The sequence below is a fragment of the Georhizobium sp. MAB10 genome (assembly GCF_045012825.1).
Lineage (GTDB): Bacteria > Pseudomonadota > Alphaproteobacteria > Rhizobiales > Rhizobiaceae > Georhizobium > Georhizobium profundi.
This window is the reverse complement of the sequence record NZ_CP118314.1, coordinates 1,159,210-1,179,561: the sequence shown is the minus strand read 5'-3', so window position 1 is coordinate 1,179,561 and position 20,352 is coordinate 1,159,210. Positions and strand designations below refer to the sequence as shown.

Sequence of the window (20,352 nt, the reverse complement as noted above, 5' to 3'; positions counted from 1 at the left end):
TTGAAACGCGTCCGAAATAGGATATCCGGATCGTTACACGCGAAGGGACTCGCATGACAGCACCGATCTACAAGATCGCGCCGCGCCCGCTCTGGGAAGCAGCCGAAGCAGCGGGCCAGTTCGTCGGTGCGCCGATCGATCTCATCGACGGCTATATCCATTTCTCCACAGCCGATCAGGTAAGCGAGACGGCAGCCAAGCATTTCCAGGGTCAGGACGATCTGGTGCTCGTTGCAATCGACCCGGCGCAGCTCGGCGATCATCTGGTCTACGAACCGTCCCGCGGCGGACAGCTCTTTCCGCATCTCTATACGCCGCTGGAATTGTCGGCCGTGCTCTGGGTGAAGCCTTTGCCGCTGAACGCCGACGGCTCCCACAATTTTCCGGCATTGGACGCCTGATGTCTTTCACCGCCGATATCGGCCGCCAGCTTCTGTTTCTGTTGCAGCCTGAAACGGCGCATGGACTGGCCATTCGGGCGCTGTCGGCAGGCTTGGTGCCTGCCCCGCCCCCGGTGCGCGACAAGCGTCTGGAAACACGCGTCGCCAATCTGATCCTGCCGAACCCGATCGGCATGGCCGCCGGTTTCGACAAGGACGCCGAAGTGCCGAATGCGCTTCTGCAGCTCGGCTTCGGCTTCGTCGAAATCGGCACGGTGACTCCGAAGCCGCAGGCCGGAAACCCGCAGCCCCGCATCTTCCGGCTGCCGGAGGACGAAGCCGTCATCAACCGACTCGGATTCAACAATCGCGGACATGAGGCGGCGTTAGCCAAGCTCAAGAAGCGCTCGCGCCGGGCAGGCATCGTCGGCGTGAACATCGGCGCCAACAAGGACAGCGACGACCGCGTCGCCGATTACGCGGCCGGCATCAAGACCTTCGCGACGGTCGCCGACTATTTCACGATCAACGTATCCTCGCCGAACACGCCTGGCCTTCGCGACCTGCAGGCGCGCGAAAGCCTGGCCGAACTGCTGAAATCAGTGACCGCTGCGCGCGAAGCTGCCGCCAGCATCACGGGCAAGCGCCTCTCGGTGTTTCTCAAGATCGCGCCGGATCTAGATGAAGCCGCGCTCGACGACGTCGCTGAAATGGCTCTGGCCCATGCCATCGAAGGCGTGATTGTTTCGAACACCACCCTGTCGCGCGTCGGCCTGACCGACAGCGACAAGGCACGGGAGACGGGTGGCCTGTCCGGTCGCCCGCTGTTTGAGCGCTCCACCATCATGCTGGCGCGCCTGCGTCGACGTGTGGGGACCAGCCTGGTGCTGATCGGCGTTGGCGGCGTCGATTCCGCGGAAGCGGCCCTGACGAAGATCAAGGCAGGCGCCGATCTCGTGCAGCTTTACACAGGGCTTATCTATCGCGGTCCTGCCGTCGCGCACGACATCACCAAGGGTCTCGTCGAACGCCTCGATGCCGACGGCGTTGCGGTCATTGCCGATTACCGTGATACCGAAGTCGACGCCTGGGCGGATCTCGCGCTCACTGCCTGAAGGTCGTCTGTGCGCGGCGCGGTACGAGCAGATAAAGCGAGATGCCGCGCAAGCCGAGGAACAGGTTGAACGCGGCCCATAGCCCGTGATTGCCGGCCATGGGCACGACGAACCACACCATCGCGACAAAGGCGATCAGTGACAGGACCATCATGTTGCGCATGTCGCGCGACCAGGTCGCGCCGATGAAGACGCCGTCCATCTGAAATGCCAGCACGCCGGCAAGCCCGGTCAGCGCCGCCCATGGAAGATAGTTTCGGGCCGCCGCGCGCACCTCCGGCGCGGTGGTGACGATGTCGATCAGCGCCGGACCAGCCAGCAGGAAGAACGCGGCTGCGATTCCCGACAAGGCAAAGCCCCACATCACCGTCAGCCGAATTGCCTTGTCGAAAGCCGGCCGATGCATCGCGCCGATCGAGCGACCGACAATCTGCTCGGACGCCGTCGCCAGACCGTCGAGATAGAAGCCGGCGATCATGAAGAAGTTGAGCAGCACTGCATTGGCCGCGAGCGTGACCGGACCGAATTGCGCTCCGGTGCGCGTGAACAGCGCGAAAGCGGTCAAAAGCGACAGCGAGCGGATCATGATGTCGCGATTGAGCGCCATCAGCGCAGCGAGCGCCTTCCGGTCGAGAAGCGACAACCACGCCGGCCTAGCCTGACGTGAAAAGCGCCCAACGATGATCGCGAAGCCGCAGATAGCCCCGATGCACTCAGCGGCCACAGTTCCCCAGGCAACGCCTGCGATGCCCCAATCCAGCACCGCGCCGAGATAGAGCGACAGGGCGATATTGGCACCGTTGATCACCACTTGAAGCGCCAGACCGAGCCTGGCTTCGCCGCGACCGAGCACAAATCCCAGGATCGCGTAGTTCGCCAGCGCCGCCGGGGCCGAGAGAAACCGGATCGCCATGTACGTTTCTGCAGCAGCGCGTACATCGGCGCTCGGCTCCATGAAGGCCAGCCCCGCACTGGTGATCCATGGTGCAAGCAGCACGAAGACGATGCCGAGGCCGAGTGCGAGAGCAAGCGCGCGCCAGAAGATCGTCTGTTCTTCGCCGGCATCGCCGCGGCCTGCCGACTGCGCCACGAGCCCTGTCGTTGCCGAGCGCAGAAAATTGCAGCTGACGAACACGAAATCGAAGATGATCGCCCCGATCGCCAGGCCGCCGAGCGGTGCCGCCTCACCCGACTGGCCGACGATCGCCGTGTCGGTCAACCCGATCAGCGGCGTCGTCATGAAGGCCAACGTCATCGGCAGCGCGATCGCGAGCACCGATCGGCTGGTCACGTCGAACGGCTGGGCTTTGGACGCGTTGGGATTCGTTGGGCTGGACGACAAGAAAGCGACCTTGAGCGAAGCGAAGCGAAGCGAAGCGAAGCGAAGCGAAGCGAAGCGAAGCGAAGCGAATGTCGCACCTCCCCTAGATCGTTTCAGGGAAAGAGAGAAGCGGCTGCGAGGCGGACGTCGCTCAAGGGCATTGGAGGCCGCCAGCACTTCACCTGCAGCCAGCTTCCACTATATCGGGTCTCTGATGGTGCTCCCGATCGTCCACACCCCCGACTACGATGCGCAGTTTTCTGCTGACCATCGCTTTCCCATGGGCAAGTACACGAGGCTCATCGAGATTTTGAGACGCGATGGCCTCCTCGAACAGGGCCATGAAGTGCCCGGGATCGAACCGCAGGAGGTCTTTGCGCTCGCCCATGATCCGGCCTATGTGGCGCAGGTTTTTGCCGTTGCAGTGCCCGAACCCATTGAAAAGGCCATCGGCTTTCCGGTCAACGAGCGCGTATCGCGGCGTGCGCGGGCCGCAACGTCCGGCACGCTTCTGGCGGCACGCATCGCGCTGGAAACCGGCCTTGCCTGCAACACCGCCGGCGGCAGCCACCACGCACGGCGCGCACATGGTGCCGGCTTTTGCACCTTCAACGATGTCGGCGTTGCGGCCTCGAAGCTTCTCGAAGAAGGAGCGATCCGCCGGGCCATGGTGATCGATCTCGACGTGCACCAGGGCGACGGAACCGCCGACATTTTTCGCGACGAGCCCCGCGTTTTCACGGTGTCGGTTCATGCCGAGCGAAACTATCCGCACGACAAGGTGCCTTCGGACATGGATGTCGCGCTGCCCGACAAGGTTCGCGACGATGCCTATCTGGAAATCGTCGAGGATACACTGGCGCGCGCATGTCTTGGACCGCGGCCTGATATCGTGTTCTACAACGCCGGCGTCGATCCACACGCCGATGATCGGCTCGGCAGGCTCTCCTTGACCGACGAGGGCCTGAAGCGGCGCGACCGCGCGGTCATCGGCTTCTTCCGGCAACGCGGCATCCCCCTTTGCGGGGTCATCGGCGGAGGATACGGCAAGGATGTCGATGCGGTCGCCGAGCGCCACGCGACACTCTTTCGCGTCGCCCGCGAATTCGTCTGAGACTGGCAGGAGCGACAAGACCAAATGATCCGAGAAGCTCACTTCACGCGCCGCACGCTTCTTGGGTCAGGCGCCGGCGCGGCGACAGCCCTGCTGCTCGGCACGCCGTATGCTTGGGCCCAACGCGCTCCCGAACGTCAGGCTGCCACCTTTCCCGGCTGGACGGCGCCCGAAAACTTTGGCGCCGTGGGTGACGGCGTGGCCGACGATACGCAAGCCGTTCGCCGCGCGCTGCATTCGGGGCTTGGCGTGGCACTGGTCGGCACGTACCGGCTGACGTCACCCATCACCTTCGGCAGCGGCTTCACCGACCAGCCGAGCATGCTGCAGGGCCTTGGCCGCAACCATTTCATCGTCGACCACGCCGAGGGCGACGCGCTGCACTTCGACTGCGGCGAGATCGGCATTTCGACAGGCAACGCCTTGACCGCGCGCGATTTCGGCCTGCTGTCGGCGGTTGCCGGGTCGCCGCATGGGGCGCTGACCCTCACGGCCAGCGGCGGAACGGGTTCGGTCTACCGCACCTTCGACATCACCAATGTGCATACGAGCGCGACCGATCACGATCGCGGCTTTCGCACCGGCATTCGCCTCGTCAACCAGCGGCACGGTGTGGTGCGCGGCTGCATTCACAATGGCGTCCGCCACGTGGTGCCGGGCGAGCGCCAGGGAAGCGCGATCGTTGCCGAGGGCGACGGCGAGAGCCACCCGGTCGATTTTACCATTGAGAATTGCCAGGCCTATTTCGCCGGCTGCGGCGTGCATCTCGTCGGCACCCACGAAGGCATCACGATCGACAAGCACTCAGCCGTTGCCTGCGACGAGGGCGTGCTCGTGGAGGCGGACGAATACCCGCTGGACGGAGGCAATGCCGGCAAGCCGCTCTTCTGGATTACGAACTGCCACTTCCAGACCTTCAGAACGGGCATGCGTCTGATGCGCGCCCGGGACTTTATCGTGACCGGCAACGACCTGCTCGTAGAGCAGCCGGATACCACCTGGACCGGGCTCGTCGCGGAAGTGGGCGACGCCGCCTCTCAATATGGCTGGATCGACGGCAACAAGTTCCAGGATGCGACCCGGGTCGGCCGGTCGGCAGGCCGAACGACCGGCATCTTGCTGAATGGAGCACCCGAAGGCGTTCTGGACACACGGATTGGCGTCAACCGCTACGTCAACTTGGTCGTCGGCCTCCACCTTGGCGCAGATGCGCGCAGGGTCGTCTATTCCGATGCCAGTCTCTATGCCGCGGTCGACACGCCCATCATCGATGAGGGCTCCGGCAACAGCCGCTACTGATTGGGCGACGGCTTCAGCCGCCCGAAAGGATCATCGCCCAATAGGGCGCACCGCCATTGTCGGTGTCCTGTGCCATGGCGACGCCGAGCCCGGTAAAGCGGGGATCGAGCGTATTGGCACGGTGGCTTGCGGAGACTTCCCAGGCGAGCAACGCGCGATCGACAGTCGCCTGCCCAGCCGCGATGTTTTCGGCGGCCGGCAGGGTCACGTTCTGTCCCTTCATGCGCTGCACGAAATCGGCGCCGACGCCGATATTGTGCGCCATGCGGCGGTTCTCAGCCATCGTGCGTGCATGAGAAAGCGCTGCTTCCGAGGCACGCGCATCATGGCGCAGCGGCGTCCGACCATTGGCAACGCGAAAGGCGTTCACCCGCTCGATCGCGTCCATGGTGACGACCTGGCCCGGGATCGAACTGCGGGAGCCGAGCGTCGAGCACCCTGCAATCAGCGCAAGCCCGGCCGCGCCGCTTCCGAGAAGGACGAAACGTCTGGTCTGCATGAAAGGATCAATTCCGATAGCTGACGATGCGCAGGATAAGGAAGACGGGAATGACCACCATCGCGCCGAGGATCAGGTAATTGCCGACGCTGCCGAAGGCATCGAAGCCCAAATCCCAGAGATAGAGCGCGAAATCGCGGACGAAGTAGTAGATATCCAGCGGATACCACCCCATCACGTTCATCACGACGCCGACGATGAAGGAGACGACGAGAAGCTTGACCAGCGTTCGTCCCGGCGTATCGCCTAAAAACCGTGTCACCCTGCCCGACATTGGTGCCTTTCCGAAGCTGTCAGCGCGTCTTAGAGTTGGCGAGGTAGGAAGCCTTTGCGGCTTTGGCAAGGCGCCCCGTCAGTCCAGCATCCGTTCCAGCGTTTCCAGGCGGTCGGCCTCGCGCGCCGGCTTGTCCCAGCGCAGCCGAGATATGCGCGGAAAGCGCATCGCGACGCCCGATTTATGCCGGGCGGAGCGGTTCAGCCCCTCGAACGCGATTTCCAGCACCAGCCCCACCTCGGGCGTCGCTTTGACCGACCGAACCGGCCCATAGCGGTCGATCGTGTTGTCGCGCACGAATTTGTCGATCAGCTTCAACTCGTCGTCCGTGAAGCCGAAATAGGCCTTGCCGACGGGGACAAGCTCTCCGGTTTCCGGCGTATCGCCTTTCCAGACCCCGAATGTGTAATCAGAATAAAAGCTCGACCGTTTTCCATGACCACGCTGCGCATACATCAGCACCGCATCGATGGTGAACGGCTCACGCTTCCATTTGAACCAAGGGCCGCGCGGCCGGCCGGGCACGTACGGGCTGTCCCACCGCTTCAGCATCAGCCCTTCGATGATCGGGTGCGGTGGCTCGGTGCGGAAGTCGACGATCTGCTGCCAGTCGGTGAATTCGACGAGCGGAGAGATGTCGAAGCGCGTCGGATCGAGCCCGAGCACGAAAGCTTCCAGGCGCGCCCGTCGCTCGCGAAACGGCGCCGCACGAAGGTCTTCGCTGCCGTCTTGCATCAGATCATAGGCGCGGATGAAGGCCGGATAGGCCTCCATCGTCTTCGCGGTCACGGCCTTGCGGTTCAATCGCTGCTGCAGGTCGCCGAAAGTGCCAATCTCGACCGGACCCTGCTTGCCCGCTGTCAGGTCAGGGCTATGGCCGACGAGCAGTTCGCCGTCCATCGCGCCTTCGAAGTTAAGCGCCTCGAGAATATCGGGAAATGTGCCGGAGATATCGTCACCAGTCCGGGTATAAAGCCGGCGCACCCCCCGCTCCGATGTCGCCTGAACCCGGATGCCGTCCCACTTCCATTCGGCGGCGTAATCGGCAGGGTCAAGCTTGTCGAGATCGCCATCCTCGATGGCGGTGGCCAGCATCACCGGCCGAAACGGCGCGGCGGCAAGGCTCTCAGGCTTCGGCGCATGGCCTTCCAGCCATGCAAAAAGTTCCAAATAGGGCAGCTTCAGCCCGTGCCAGAGCTCCTCGATCTCGACCACGTCGACCCTGCCGAAATCCGCGAGCGCCTGTTTGGCGAGCCGCGACGACACGCCGATCCTCAAGCCCCCGGTTGCCAGCTTGATCAACGCATAACGGCCCGATGCGTCGAGGCGATCAAGCCAGTCCGCCATCACGGCCGGAGTTTTAGCCCGGCTCGTCGCATCCAGCGTCTGCACCACTTCCGAAAGTGTCGGCACATCGTTTCGCCGGTCGAGCGCGCTCGCCTCGGTCGGCCAGATGAGCGCGATCGTCTCGGCCAGATCGCCGACATAGTCATAGGAATAGCCGAACAGGATCGGATCGATCCGCTCCTCGACCAGCGCCCGCAGCATCGACGGCTTTACCGAGGCGATCGACAGATCGCGCGTGATCGCGGCAAGCGCCAGCCCCCGTTCGGGGTCCGGCACCGACTTGAAATAGTCGACGAGCAGCGTGAGCTTGCCGTTGCGCGACGGGGTCAGGAGCAGGCGGTCGAGCAGTTCGGCGAAGCGTTTCATCGGATCACGGCGCGGGCGTCAAAGCAATGATTTCAAAGAACGTCTCGTCCTTCGGCTGCATGCCGCGTGCCTGCGTCGAAATCAGGTAGACGCTGTCGCCGAGTTGCGCCGCCAGGCCCACCTTGTTGCCGAAATTGGAATTGCCCGCATTGGCGGGGTTGGCCGCGTCGTAAGCGTTTTCGCTCTGGCCTTCGAGAAACGTGCGGCCGACATAGACCGTCCGGTCACCATCTGCCACGAGATTGGCGGCGAGGCGCTCACCCGAAATCTTCTCGACGATTGTCCCGATCTCGGCTTCGGTGACCCGGCAGCGATGGTCGCCAACCCGGCGCGCGCCCTGGTCCAAGAAACCGTACCAGTAGACCGTGCAGGCATAGGCGCCCGGGGCCAATGCGATCGCCGAGAAGGTGTCGTTCAGCCCGGTCAAGGCGTTGTCAGCAGCGTCCATGGCGCCGGCATCGAGCGGCTCGCCGCTCGACTCGATCTCGGCCAGTGTCCGCTCCGCAGCCGCCCGCATCGTGTCGAGGTCGGCCCGATCCTCGCTCGCCAGAAAAGCAAGGGCATCGCCGGTTGCCGCAGTCATGGGCAATTCACCGCCAAGTTCGGCCTCCTCGCTCTGCTTATCCATCACGCAGATGCGTTCGACCGCCGCCTCGCCAACCCGGCCGGAAACGATCGCAAGGCCGTACGTTTCGCTGCCGAACGGGTCGACCCGAACCGCCTCGATCTCCATCTCGCCCTCGGCCAGCGCGCGGCACTTCTCGTCCACGGTCTCGGCGAATTCGGCCCAGGCGTCCGGAGACGCTGCCGACACCGGTTGCAGGCAGGCCGCGAGCAGAACTGCGGTCGTTCCTAAAAGTCTGGCAATCATCACTCAGCCTCGTCTTCGTATCCGACCAGATGTAACGGGCGAGCGCGGATACCGTTCAACTCGCACCAGCGAACCAGCGCCTCTTCGCGCCCATGCGTCACCCAGACTTCCGAAGGCGAGATGGCGGTGATCGTTTCGATCAACTCGTCCCAGTCGGCATGGTCGGAAAGAATGATCGGCAGTTCCACGCCGCGTTGCTTGGCGCGCTGGCGCACGCGCATCCAGCCCGAGGCGAAGCAGGACACCGGATCGGGAAAACGCCGCGCCCAGCGATCGGCAAAGGCCGACGGCGGTCCAACGACGATCGCGCCCGCGAAATCGCCCTTCTTGCCGTTGTCGATGGTGGCCGGCGCCAGCGGACCGAGCGCAACCCCTTGGGATTCGTAATAGTCGCAGAGCGTCTTCAGCGCGCCGTGGATGTAGATGGTTTCGTCATAGCCCGCGTCGCGGATCAGCCGGATCACCCGCTGTGCCTTGCCGAGCGCATAGGCGCCGACGAGGTGCGAGCGCTCCGGAAACTGCCGCACGGACTTCAGGAGCTTGCCGATCTCTTCGCGGTCGTCGGGATGGCGAAACACCGGCAGCGCGAAGGTCGCCTCGGTGATGAAGACATCGCAGGGCACCGGCTCGAACGCCGCACAGGTCGGGTCCGGCCGCGGCTTGTAATCGCCGGACGCAACGATCCGAAGCCCATCCTTCTCGACGCAGATTTGCGCCGATCCCAGCACATGCCCGGCGGGATGAAACGACACGGTGACGCCGTTGATCGTCAGCCTCTCGCCGATTGCCGCTTCTTGCCGGCTGGCCGCGAAGTTCTCGCCATAGCGGATCGCCATGATGTCCAGCGTCTGCCGGGTGGCGAGCACGTTCTGATTGCCCGGTCGGGCGTGATCGGCATGGCCGTGCGTGACCAGCGCGCGCTCCACGGGGCGCACCGGATCGATGTAGAAATCTCCTGGGGGACAATAGAGCCCCTCGGGGCGCGGCTTGAGCAGATCATCGGGGCGCATAACCTCTAGATAAGGCGCCTGTGGTGTGGCGAAAAGGCGCTTGCCAAATCATCGCCATGCGCGCATAGCCCGCGCCGTCCTCCTTTGGCGCTTGATCATCATGACACAACTGTCGTTTTCCTCCGGCGATCTGGTCGCCGATCGGCGCGCCGATTATGCGCGCATGCTCGCCGATGGCGGCGACTTCGCGGCCGCTGCCGATCTCATGCGCCAGGCCCTCGAACTCGTGCCCTCATGGCCGGCAGGCCATTTCACCCTCGGCGTGCTTGAGGAAAAGTCCGGTCGTCTCGAAGCGGCGAGCGATGCCTTTCGCGAGGTTCTGCGTCTCGCCCCGGCGGATATTTATGGCGCCGGGCTGAAGCTCGCGGCGCTCGGCCAGGCACAGGCCCCGAGCCAGCCCCCGGCCGCCTATGTCGCGCGGCTGTTCGACGACTACGCCGAACGCTTCGATTCAGCGCTCGTCGAGGGCCTGTCCTATTCGATCCCCGAGAAACTGACCGCGCTGATCGTCGCCAACGCGCCGGACCGATTCAAGACGGCAATCGATCTCGGCTGCGGAACCGGACTTCTCGGCGAACGCCTGCGCAACCGCGTCTCCTTCCTCAAGGGCTACGACATCTCCAAGGGCATGTTGGCAAAGGCAGCGGAAAAAGCGGTCTATGACCAGCTCGCACCAGCAGACCTCGCAAGCGGCCCCGCCAACGGGGGCGTGCCGCTTCCTGAAAACGATGCGCTGAAAGCCGATCTCGTCACCGCCGCCGATGTCTTCATGTATTTCGGCGATCTGGAGCCGGTCTTCGCGACGGCTGCCGCGATCATTGCAACCGATGGCTATTTCGCCTTTTCGGTCGAGGACGGAGCAGCCGATGTCGACTGGCAACTGCAGCCATCCCTTCGCTACAGGCACGGCGAACACTATCTGCGCGCCCTTCTGGATCGGCATGGCTTCGACATCGTGGTGACCGAGCGCGGGCCGATCCGCAAGGATGGAGCCGAGACGATCATCGGTCTTCTGGTCGTTGCCCGTAGGCGCTCGGCCGCGGGCGTCACGCTCGCCGATCTGCCGGTGATCGACGCTTCACCCGATATCGCACCGACGGAAGTGCTGCACTGAGCGTCTGCGCCTTGGCGATTGCCGATGCCGGGCCTACCTTAACGGGTCATGGAGCATGACCCGCGACTGGCAGCACAACTCGAGGTGGATGGCGAAGGGCCTGGGTTTGCCCTGCCTGCGCAATTCATCGACTGGTTCGCCTCGCGCGGGTGGCAGCCGCGTGCGCACCAGTTGGAACTGCTGGCGAAGGTTCGGTCGGGCAAGTCGGTTCTGCTGATCGCGCCGACAGGTGCTGGCAAGACGCTCGCCGGCTTTCTCCCGAGCCTCACCGATCTGGCCGAGCGCGGGCCTGCAAAACCAGGCGCTGCCAGAAACGGCATCCACACGCTCTACATTTCGCCCCTCAAGGCCCTCGCCGTCGATATCGAGCGAAACCTGTCGCGCCCCGTCGACGAAATGAAGCTGCCGATCCGCACCGAGACGCGAACCGGCGACACCTCGCAGACCAAGCGCACACGGCAGAAGACCAATCCGCCCGACATTCTTCTGACGACGCCGGAGCAGCTGGCGCTTCTCCTTGCCTCCCCGGATGCCGATCGGTTCTTTTCCAACCTGAAGACCGTCATCTTCGACGAGCTGCATTCGCTGGTGACCTCGAAGCGCGGCCATCTGCTGGCACTCGGGCTCGCGCGGCTCCGGCGCCTGCGCCCGGATCTCGTGACCATCGGGCTCTCGGCGACCGTGGCCGAGCCGGAAGAACTGCAGGGCTGGCTGGTGGCGCAGGATGGTCGTGAGCGCCGGCTGGCCGAGCGCATCGTCGTCAGCGGCGGCGCGAAACCCTTGATCAGCATCCTGCAATCGGATGAGCGCGTGCCCTGGGCCGGCCATTCGGCCCGCTACGCGATCCCGGACGTCTACAAGGCCATCAAGGACCATCAGACAACCCTGCTCTTCGTCAACACGCGCAGCCAGGCGGAAATGCTGTTCCGCGAACTTTGGCACGTGAACGAGGACAATCTTCCGATCGCGCTGCATCACGGCTCGCTCGATGTCAGCCAGCGAAGGCGCGTGGAAGCGGCGATGGCCGACAATGCGCTGCGTGCCGTCGTCGCGACCTCCACGCTCGATCTCGGCATCGACTGGGGCGATGTGGATCTCGTCATCCATGTGGGCGCGCCAAAGGGCGCAAGCCGGCTCGCCCAGCGGATCGGGCGTGCCAATCACCGCATGGACGAACCGAGCCGCGCGATCCTCGTTCCGGCCAATCGCTTCGAGGTGATGGAGTGTCAGGCGGCGCTTGACGCCAACTATCTCGGTGCACAAGACACGCCCCCGATCGGCGCCGGCGCGCTCGACGTTCTGGCCCAGCACATGCTCGGCATGGCCTGCTCGTCCCCTTTTGATGCGGATGAGCTCTTTGCAGAAGTCACCTCCGCCCTGCCCTATCACGAGGTCGAGCGCGACACGTTCGACCGGGTTCTGGAGTTCGTGGCCACAGGCGGCTATGCGCTGAAGACCTATGACCGCTATGCCAAGATCCGGTTGACCGAAGACGGCCTCTGGCGCGTCTCCCATCCGCGGATCGCCCAGCAATATCGCCTCAACGTCGGAACGATCGTGGAGGCCCCAGCGCTCAACGTCCGGCTCGTTAAGCGCGGCAAGGCAGGCGTGACAGCGGCGCGTGGCGGGCCCACGCTCGGCAAGATCGAGGAATACTTTCTCGAGACGATGGTTGCCGGCGACACGTTTCTCTTTTCCGGCCGCGTGCTGCGTTTCGAAGGTATTCGCGAGAACGAGTGCATCGTTTCGCTGTCGCCGAGCAACGATGCGAAGATCCCGACCTACGCCGGCGGCAAGTTTCCGCTCTCGACCTATCTGGCAGACCAGGTGCGCGCCATGCTGGCCGATCCCACCCAATGGGGCGCTCTGCCCGACCAGGTCGGAGACTGGCTGCGCATCCAGAAGGAAAAATCGATTCTGCCATCACGCGACGAGCTCTTGATCGAGACCTTTCCCAGAGGCCGACGGCATTACATGGTCGCCTATTCCTTCGAAGGCCGCCTCGCCCACCAGACGCTCGGGATGCTCCTGACGCGTCGCCTGGAGCGGGCGCGCGCAAAGCCGCTCGGCTTCGTGGCAACCGACTATGCCCTGGCGATCTGGGCACTGTCCGACATGGGCGAACTTTTCGACAGGCGCCGGCCGGCTCTCTCCGATTTGTTCGACGAAGACATGCTGGGCGACGACCTCGAAGCATGGCTCGCCGAATCCTGGCTGCTCAAGCGGACCTTCAGGCAGTGCGCCGTGATCTCAGGACTCATCGAGCGCCGGCATCCGGGCCAGGAAAAGACCGGCCGTCAGGTCACCGTCTCATCCGACCTCATCTACGATGTTCTGCGCAGCCATGAGCCGGACCACATCCTCCTGCAGGCGACCCATGCCGATGCGGCGGCGGGACTTCTCGACATCCGGCGTCTTTCCGACATGCTCGCGCGCATCAAAGGGCACATTGTGCTAAAGCGGCTGTCGCACATCTCGCCGCTCGCGGTGCCGATCATGCTCGAAGTTGGCAAGGAATCGGTGGCCGGCGAGGCCAATGACGCCATCCTGGAAGAAGCGTCGGAAGATTTGATTGCGGAAGCCATGGGCGAATCGGGTATCGGTCTGTGACGAACAAGCCGAGAACGATCAGACCCTACCATGAACCATCATGCCGCCCTTCGGCTTTCCTCCGCCGAGCCTGACATGCCCGGCCGCACGATCGCCATAGAGATCGCTGGCGTCGAAGTCGTGTGCGACGCGCTGGGCGTGGCCTATCTGGAACGAAGCGGCACGCTGATCGTCAGCGACCTGCATCTGGAAAAAGGCGCCGCTTTTGCCCGGCGTGGCATGATGCTGCCGCCCTACGACACGGCCGCGACCCTCGATCTCCTGGAAGCGGCCATCCGGCGCTACGAGCCGAAAGCCGTGATCAGCCTCGGCGACAGTTTCCACGACCGAATCGGCGCGGCCCATATGCCGGCGATCTATGAAGAGCGGCTGCGCCACGCCATGGCGGGTCGGCAGTGGTTCTGGATCTCCGGCAACCACGATCCGGAGCGGCCGGCGAACCTGCCGGGCGAAGCGACCGACGCGCTTTATGTCGATGGCTTGTGCTTTCGCCACGAACCGACTGCACGGCGCGCCGACTGCCGGGGCGAAATCGCCGGCCATCTGCATCCCTCCGCCCGCGTCGTTCGGCGTGGCCGCGCGGTGCGCCGCCCGTGTTTTGCCTCCGACGGCACCCGCCTCGTTATGCCGGCCTTCGGCGTGACCACCGGCGGGCTGGATTTGCGCCATCGCGCCATGCAGGGCCTCTTCGACCGCGCAACGCTGTCGGCCCATCTTCTCGGCCGCGAACGCCTCTATTCGGTGCGCTTCGCCAATCTGATCGGCTAAGCATAAGCGTTTCCAGGTGAAGTGGATAGCGGTTCACCGTTCGGAAACGCGACAACTCAGACTCAGTTCTTGCGGAAGATCACGCTGCCGACCCAGCCGGTCAGCATGGCGAGCACGACGCAGACGATGCCGTAAAGCAGCGAATCCTCGTAGGCCGCGGAATAGATGAACTGCTCCAGGCCGGTCTTCACCACCCGCAGCGGCAGATCGCGCTCCATCACGAAATTGCCGCTCTTGAACAGATAGGCGCGGATCGTGTGCTCGCCGAGCGGCACGTTGGCCGGCAGGCGGATCGAAGCCCGAAACAGGCTGGAACTGACGAAATCGACGCCGTGCGGCGCGGCTTCATAAAGCCCGCTCGTCTGCTTCAGGCGCCGGAGCGCATCGCGAAACACTGCGATATTGCTGCCGTCGCCAATGGCGCCTGTCGGCACCAGCCGGATGTTGTTGGACCCGATCTCGTAGCGATCGAGCACGATCGACCCGGTGATTCGCTCCACCGGCCGCGTGCTTGACAGCGAATAGGAAGCCGCGACGGGCTCGAATTCCATCGATCGACGGTTGACCCAGATGCCGAGCACCCTTTCCTTGCGCCAGACGGTCGTCTGGCGCTGCGGGCCGACCAGCGCCACGACGATGTCGTACTCGCCGAGTTCCAGGAGAAACGGATCGGCACTGTCGAGCGCCCCGAACACCGTGATGTCGGCCCCCGTGAAATCGGATGTGATCGCGATTTCGTTCGTCGAGACGCCGATATCGAGGCGCTCGGTAGGCTCGCGTTGCTGGGCGAGCGCTGCCCCAGCGAGCAGGCAGACGAGGATGCCGAAAAGTGCTGCGAACGGCCTCATGTCAGAACACCGCTCCTTCGATGATCACCGAATAGACTTCATCCGGCGGCAGCAGGAGATCGAGCCCGAGGCGCATGCCGACGGCGAGCACCAGAAGCGCAAGCAGCGCCCGAAGCTGCTCGCCGCGCAGTTTCTGCCCGACCCGTACGCCATATTGCGCGCCGATGACGCCGGCGACCATGAGCAGGAAAGCAAGAACGATATCGACCGAGTAGTTCGTCGTCGCCTGCATGATTGTGGTGAAGGCCGTGACGAAGATGATCTGGAAGAGCGATGTCCCGATGACGACGTTTGTCGGGATGCGCAGGAGGTAGATCATCGCCGGAACCATGATGAACCCGCCACCGACGCCCATGACCGAGGTGAGAACGCCGATGGCAAACCCAAGCGCGATGACCGGGATGACGCTGAGATAGAGCTTCGATTTCTTGAAGCGCATCTTCATCGGCAGCCGGTGCACCCAGATGTGCTGGCCGGGCTTGCGCAGCGCGACCGTCTCCTTGCGCGCGGCGCGGCGCATCGAATTGATGCTTTCCCAAAGCATCAATCCGCCGACGATGGAGAGAAACAGCACGTACATCAGCGAAACGATCAGATCGAGCTGACCGAGCCGCCGCAAAAGCGTGAAGATCCAGATGCCGAGTGCCGCCCCCGCGATGCCGCCGATAAGCAGCACCACCCCGAGCTTGATGTCGAGAGAGCCACGCTTGAAATGCCAGAGCGAGCCGGAGAAGGACGAGGCCACGACCTGATTGGCGCCGGTGGCGACGGCGACTGCAGGCGGGATGTTGTAGAAGATGAGAAGCGGCGTGATGAGAAAACCGCCGCCGATGCCGAACATGCCCGACAGGAATCCGACCGCCGCACCCATGCCGAGAATGACGAAGATGTTGACCGATAATTCTGCGATCGGCAGGTAGATGGTCACGTCTTGCCCCTGAGCGCTCCGCACGGTTCTCGGGCGTTTCCAGGTGAAATGCGAACCGGTTCACCGTTCGGAAACGCGGTATGTCACAAACCTGGAGCAGCGGACCGCTTTGATGAAGCGAACTGCTCAAGGCGCCGGCCGAACGCCGAAGTCCCGCCAACAGTGCAATTGCGCAACGTTGAACGGGATGTTGGCAGCACAGGGTTTATTCGCCGTTAAGACGAAACCGGGCGCAAAGCCCGATGCCCAACCGCGACCGGTTGTGGGACGATCATCTGCGCGTTTCGGGACGCCCTGTCAATTCAGGGCGTCCGCGAATTGAAGGCTTGAGGTGACGGCTCAGCCGGCGTTTGTCTGCGCGAGCAAGGCTTCGACCAGCGGTGCGTCGATGCGGCCGGTCGGCTCGAGTTCGTTGGCTTCCTGGAATGCGCGGATCGCTGCCGTCGTCTTTGCGCCGATCACACCATCAGGCGTACCGGCATCGAAGCCACGGTCGTTCAGAATGCGCTGGATGTTGCGCACCGCATCGGCCATGTCGATGGTCGCGGTGCGGGTCTGCGAAACGCCCCACTCTTCCGGCAGTTCGACGGAATTGGCAGCTGGATCGACCGCCTGCGGCTCCCAAAGCTCGACTTCGGCACGGGCGCGCTCCAGCGCCTCCGGGCTCATGGCATTGGCCACCTCGTCGCGCTTGTTGGCCGCGTCTGCATCGCCTTGGTCGGCTGCGATCGCAAACCATTTGTAGGACTGGCCGAGATCCTGCTCGACGCCGCTTCCGCGGGCATAGAGCACTGCCAGGTTGAACTGACTGTCCGAAACGCCGTGTTCCGCAGCCATGGCAAACCAGCGCGCAGCCTCGTCGAAATCCGAATTGCCATCAACGCCGCCGGATGCATACAGCACCGCGAGATTGTGCATAGCGCTGACATTGCCGCCGAGTGCTGCTTCGCGGTACCAGCGCTCCGCCTCGACCGGATCGCGATCGACACCCGTTCCGCGCTCGTAGAAATTGCCGATGCGGTACTGCGCCGGGGCCAGACCCTGTCGTGCAGCGTCGAGATACCATTGCGCTGCCTGGTCGACGTTCTCTTCGACGCCGCGACCTTCCATGTAGCGCGATGCGATCTCGAACAGTGCCCGGCCCTCGCCGGCTTCAGCAGCGGCGAGCAATGCGGCCGTGCCAACACTGTCCGGCAGAGCAGCGATGCGCGCCGACCGTTCAGCCGAATTCGTCTGAATTGCCATTGCCGGCGTCACTTCAGCCGGCGCATCTGCACCAGAGGCCTCAGTCGTCGGCGCGGTCGCACCCTCGGTTGAGACGGGCTCATCGGCGCCGGCAGAAGACGCTTCGAGGCTGGACGGTGCGACCGGCGTGGCGGTGTCACGATCGAGGCTCGACGTCGTCATGGACGCCTCGTCATCCACAGATGGCACGAAAGCCTGCCGTGAAAGGCCGGCCGGGCGACCGGGCGACGGCTCGGCGACAGTCGGTGCCTCGGCGACCGGCGCCTGTACAGGCGCAGCTGTTTCCACGGCGATTTCAGGTGCAGTGTCGGAGCCGGTGGCGTCGCTGGAGGAGACAGCCGCGCTATCCGTCTCCGCCGGAGTAACGGATTGAACCGCGACAGGCGCGTCAGCCTGGCGGGAGCCGCCACCCATCATGTCGGAGATGAGCGGATAGGACATGACCGCAAGAAGGATGGCGCCAACAGCGATGAGGATCGGCCGGCGACGGGAGGAGCCACCATCGGTGCGTTTGTCGTCGCCCTTGCCAGCCGACTGTTTGCGGCCGGAATTTTCGACATCGGCAGCTGCGGCCTGGGCAGCGCGGCGGGCGGCGGCGATGAAATCGGCGCGGTCGTCCTCGCTGTAGACGCTGTTGCCGACACGCGATCCGCTCGTCTGCTGATCGCGCACCCGCTGCAGAATGCGGTTGAGGTCCGGCGTGCCGGAGCCTGGCTCGAGCGGCTCGTTGGCGATCCCCGCATCGATCTGCTGGCTGGGATCGATGGGCGGCGTCGGCTCGACGGTCTCGCGGGCAATGGCAGGCGTGCTTGCGGGCTCGACCTTCGGCGCCGCCTCGGGTGCGGCAGCCGGGCGGCGCGGACGGACCTTCTCGGCAATGCGGCCGATCAGCGAGCGCGGCGCTTGCGTCTCTGTGGCCGAGGCCGATGCGGCAGAAGCGGTTGCGGCTGCCATGACGGCGGCGGTGCTGACAGTCTTGCCAAGCGCTGTCTGGTCGGCCTTGACCACATTGGCGGCCTTGGCTGACAGCGGCTCCTGCCGTTCGAGATCCGGGGCAGCAGCGGCCCCCACGGAAATGGCGGGCTCTGCGAAGGCCGGCGCTGCCAGGGCTGAGGCGGCAACAGGCATCTCGCGCGAGACATTCAGTCCGCGATCGAGGCTCTCGAGGCGCTCCGCGATCTTCATCAGCGTGTCGTGCACCGCATCGAAGGCGCGCGCGCTGCGGTCGTTGCTCATCCGGGTGAGCTTTTCGAGCGCCCGCAGATCTTCCGCCAGACCGGTCACCGCCGACAGATCCTCGGCGCCGCCCTCATAATCGTCTGCACCGCTTTCGAGGAAGGCGGCAACGGCCTGCTCGGCAGCACGGCTCGCAGCTTCGATCACATCCTGGCGGCCATGCGTCAGATGCGTTTCGATCGCGGCCAGACGCGGCTCCAGGCCGGCGAGGCCGGAGCGATCGGAAAGATGCTCCGAGAGGGTGAGAATTTGTGCTTCGAGCGAGCGCATCGCATCGTCGCTTGCCGGAGCCGAGGTCGCCGTGCCGCGATCGAGACGGCTCGTGATCTCGTCCAGTTGCCGGTGGAGACTTTCCAGTCCGGCGACGGGCAGCGGATCCGATAGGCGCGCCTCGGCACGATCGACCAGGGCTTCCAGCCGGTCGAAGTCGACGCTTGCCTGAGCGACCGCCAGGGTCTCGATCTGCTCGGAGATATGCTCCAGATGTTCCACCACCGCCTGCGACGGCTCCTGGTTGCCACCGCTGGAAAGCGCGGCCACCTGATGTGACAGCGCATCGAGGCGGCTCAGCACCGCGCTGTCTGTGCCGCCCTCGCCCAGCCGTTCGATCTGGTCGGCAAGAAGCGCAAGATGCGGCGTCAAAGCAGCAGCGATGCCACCGGCGACAGCATCGTCCTGGGTCGCAAGGTCTGCCAGAAGCGCTTCGATCCGCTCAAGCCGCGCACTGTCGATCGCCATGTCGGCCTTGTCGGACACCGCGAGAATGGCTTGCGAAATCTCGTCCAGCCGAATGTTCACGCGATCAAGCTCGCGGGCAACGCCCTCCATGTCCGAACCCTGGCCCGCGATCATTTCGACGGCACCGGCGATCGTGCGCATTTCGGCGCCGATCTGGCGGGTCCAGTCGCCGTCGGGCAGGCTGGTCATCAGCACCTGCATCTCGTCGAGCCGCTTGACCATGACGGCGATCTCGTCGCGCATGGTGGCCGGATCGATCTCGCTGATCAGGTCGCAGATTTCGCTCCAGCGATTGTCCAGCCCACGCACGGTCTCATCCTTGGCGAGACCATCGACGATGGCGGAGATGCTGCGCACTTCGGCGCGCAATTCGACCAGCGCATCGCCACCATCGCTTTCGCTGAGCGCGGTGAGCTTCTGTTCGATCGAGACCAGTCCCGCATGGAGCTCGGAGGGCAGGCTTTCAAGTTGATCGAGCGTCTTCAGATGCATGAGGTCGCCGCGCAGCGAGCCGAGATGGCGTGCGACGTCTTCTCCCAGATCGCGACGCATCTCGTCGCGCAGGTTTTTCCCAAACGTGTCGAGCAGGCTTTCCATCCGGGCGCCGCCCGTCTGCACCATGTCGGCTGCTGCGACGGGCTCGACCGCTGGCTTGGCAACGAGAGCTTCGCGACGTTCGGCGGCTTTTGAGCGGAAAGCGTCGAGGCGGCGCTGGCGCTCCTTGATCTGAGCCACCGCATCGTTCTGAGCGGGGGCGGCACGCGTCTCGGGGACGCTGGCCCGTTCGACGCGCGGTGCACTTGGCGTCAACGTACCGGGAGCACGCTGGCTTTTCGATGCCATGATCCCGTCCAAGCGGCTCTCGAGCGCTTCGAGCGTTTTGTTCAACGCATCGAAGGGCGAGGATCCTTGCGACTGGCTGCGGGTATCGCGTGAGGTATCGTTCATTGCGAAGCTCATCTCGGTTTGCCCCACCATCGCGGTGAAGCCGGGTTTTGCCGCCGGATGCTGGTGCCCGCATAACGATGCGGACGAAGCTACCGGAAGCGCGTCAGGCAATCCGAAGAGACGCAATACTGTTGTCGGGATTCACCTCTAGTTGCCGCACAATCCACCAAACGTGGTAAACAAGCCGTTAAGCTTTTGGGTCTTGGTCTTCATCCAGCACAGGAAATAGACATGGACCTCGCCAGCTGCGCTTGTATCATCGCACGCCACCGAGACGGCGTTCCGACTGGATGCAATCTTTAGTGGTGTACGTGGATAGTT

16 protein-coding genes are annotated in these 20,352 nt (G+C 64.1%); 7 read left to right on the top strand and 9 right to left on the bottom strand.

Going from position 1 to position 20,352, the window contains the following annotated elements; translation table 11 throughout:
- Positions 1-53 precede the first annotated feature (53 nt).
- Positions 54-401 carry a DUF952 domain-containing protein gene (locus PU133_RS05360; RefSeq protein ID WP_404863808.1) on the top strand — a complete coding sequence of 116 codons (348 nt, stop codon included), beginning with the start codon at positions 54-56 and terminating at the stop codon, positions 399-401.
- Positions 401-1,495 carry a quinone-dependent dihydroorotate dehydrogenase gene (locus PU133_RS05355; protein WP_404863807.1) on the top strand — a complete coding sequence of 365 codons (1,095 nt, stop codon included), beginning with the start codon at positions 401-403 and terminating at the stop codon, positions 1,493-1,495. The genes PU133_RS05360 and PU133_RS05355 overlap by 1 nt, the downstream gene beginning before the upstream one ends.
- Here PU133_RS05355 and PU133_RS05350 read toward each other — a convergent pair.
- Positions 1,485-2,837 (bottom strand): MATE family efflux transporter, encoded by a 1,353-nt coding sequence (locus PU133_RS05350; protein WP_404863806.1) that lies wholly within the window; start codon positions 2,835-2,837, stop codon positions 1,485-1,487. The genes PU133_RS05355 and PU133_RS05350 overlap by 11 nt on opposite strands.
- 193 nt (positions 2,838-3,030) lie before the next feature.
- Between PU133_RS05350 and PU133_RS05345 the strand changes: the two genes are divergently transcribed.
- Both PU133_RS05345 and PU133_RS05340 read left to right on the top strand, forming a co-directional pair.
- Entirely contained in the window at positions 3,031-3,930 is a 900-nt protein-coding gene (locus tag PU133_RS05345; RefSeq protein WP_404863805.1) for a histone deacetylase, read from the top strand.
- A gap of 24 nt (positions 3,931-3,954) precedes the next feature.
- Entirely contained in the window at positions 3,955-5,229 is a 1,275-nt protein-coding gene (locus tag PU133_RS05340) for a hypothetical protein (RefSeq protein ID WP_404863804.1), read from the top strand.
- A gap of 13 nt (positions 5,230-5,242) precedes the next feature.
- On the opposite strand, the gene PU133_RS05335 is transcribed toward PU133_RS05340, so the two are convergent.
- The 5 genes from PU133_RS05335 to PU133_RS05315 form a co-directional block, all read right to left on the bottom strand.
- Positions 5,243-5,728: a CAP domain-containing protein gene (locus tag PU133_RS05335; protein ID WP_404863803.1), complete on the bottom strand. Its 486-nt coding sequence runs from the start codon at positions 5,726-5,728 to the stop codon at positions 5,243-5,245.
- A 7-nt stretch (positions 5,729-5,735) separates the two neighbouring features.
- A complete protein-coding gene (locus tag PU133_RS05330) occupies positions 5,736-6,002 on the bottom strand; it encodes a DUF6460 domain-containing protein (protein ID WP_126008428.1) in 267 nt (88 codons plus the stop codon).
- Positions 6,003-6,080: 78 nt separating this feature from the next.
- Entirely contained in the window at positions 6,081-7,715 is a 1,635-nt protein-coding gene (locus PU133_RS05325) for a cisplatin damage response ATP-dependent DNA ligase (protein WP_404863802.1), read from the bottom strand.
- A gap of 4 nt (positions 7,716-7,719) precedes the next feature.
- The gene (locus tag PU133_RS05320) at positions 7,720-8,586 is read right to left on the bottom strand and encodes a hypothetical protein (protein ID WP_404863801.1); all 867 of its coding nucleotides are present in this window, start codon (positions 8,584-8,586) and stop codon (positions 7,720-7,722) included.
- Entirely contained in the window at positions 8,586-9,596 is a 1,011-nt protein-coding gene (locus PU133_RS05315; RefSeq protein ID WP_126008422.1) for a ligase-associated DNA damage response exonuclease, read from the bottom strand. The genes PU133_RS05320 and PU133_RS05315 overlap by 1 nt, the downstream gene beginning before the upstream one ends.
- A gap of 100 nt (positions 9,597-9,696) precedes the next feature.
- Between PU133_RS05315 and PU133_RS05310 the strand changes: the two genes are divergently transcribed.
- From PU133_RS05310 to pdeM, 3 genes are read left to right on the top strand one after another with little or no spacing between them, the layout of a single operon-like run.
- Positions 9,697-10,710 (top strand): methyltransferase domain-containing protein, encoded by a 1,014-nt coding sequence (locus PU133_RS05310; protein ID WP_404863800.1) that lies wholly within the window; start codon positions 9,697-9,699, stop codon positions 10,708-10,710.
- A gap of 48 nt (positions 10,711-10,758) precedes the next feature.
- Positions 10,759-13,320: a ligase-associated DNA damage response DEXH box helicase gene (locus PU133_RS05305; RefSeq protein WP_404863799.1), complete on the top strand. Its 2,562-nt coding sequence runs from the start codon at positions 10,759-10,761 to the stop codon at positions 13,318-13,320.
- 30 nt (positions 13,321-13,350) lie between these two features.
- Complete coding sequence (gene pdeM, locus PU133_RS05300; RefSeq protein WP_404863798.1) at positions 13,351-14,088, top strand: ligase-associated DNA damage response endonuclease PdeM; 738 nt, start codon at positions 13,351-13,353, stop codon at positions 14,086-14,088.
- Between the two features lie 62 nt (positions 14,089-14,150).
- Here the strand turns inward: pdeM and PU133_RS05295 are convergent, their stop codons facing one another.
- The 3 genes from PU133_RS05295 to PU133_RS05285 form a co-directional block, all read right to left on the bottom strand.
- Positions 14,151-14,936: a TIGR02186 family protein gene (locus PU133_RS05295; RefSeq protein WP_404863797.1), complete on the bottom strand. Its 786-nt coding sequence runs from the start codon at positions 14,934-14,936 to the stop codon at positions 14,151-14,153.
- A gap of 1 nt (position 14,937) precedes the next feature.
- The gene (locus PU133_RS05290; protein WP_404863796.1) at positions 14,938-15,864 is read right to left on the bottom strand and encodes a sulfite exporter TauE/SafE family protein; all 927 of its coding nucleotides are present in this window, start codon (positions 15,862-15,864) and stop codon (positions 14,938-14,940) included.
- 339 nt (positions 15,865-16,203) lie between these two features.
- On the bottom strand, positions 16,204-20,031 hold the full coding sequence (locus tag PU133_RS05285) for a peptidoglycan-binding protein (protein WP_404863795.1): 3,828 nt from the start codon (positions 20,029-20,031) through the stop codon (positions 16,204-16,206).
- Between the last annotated feature and the right edge of the window lie 321 nt (positions 20,032-20,352).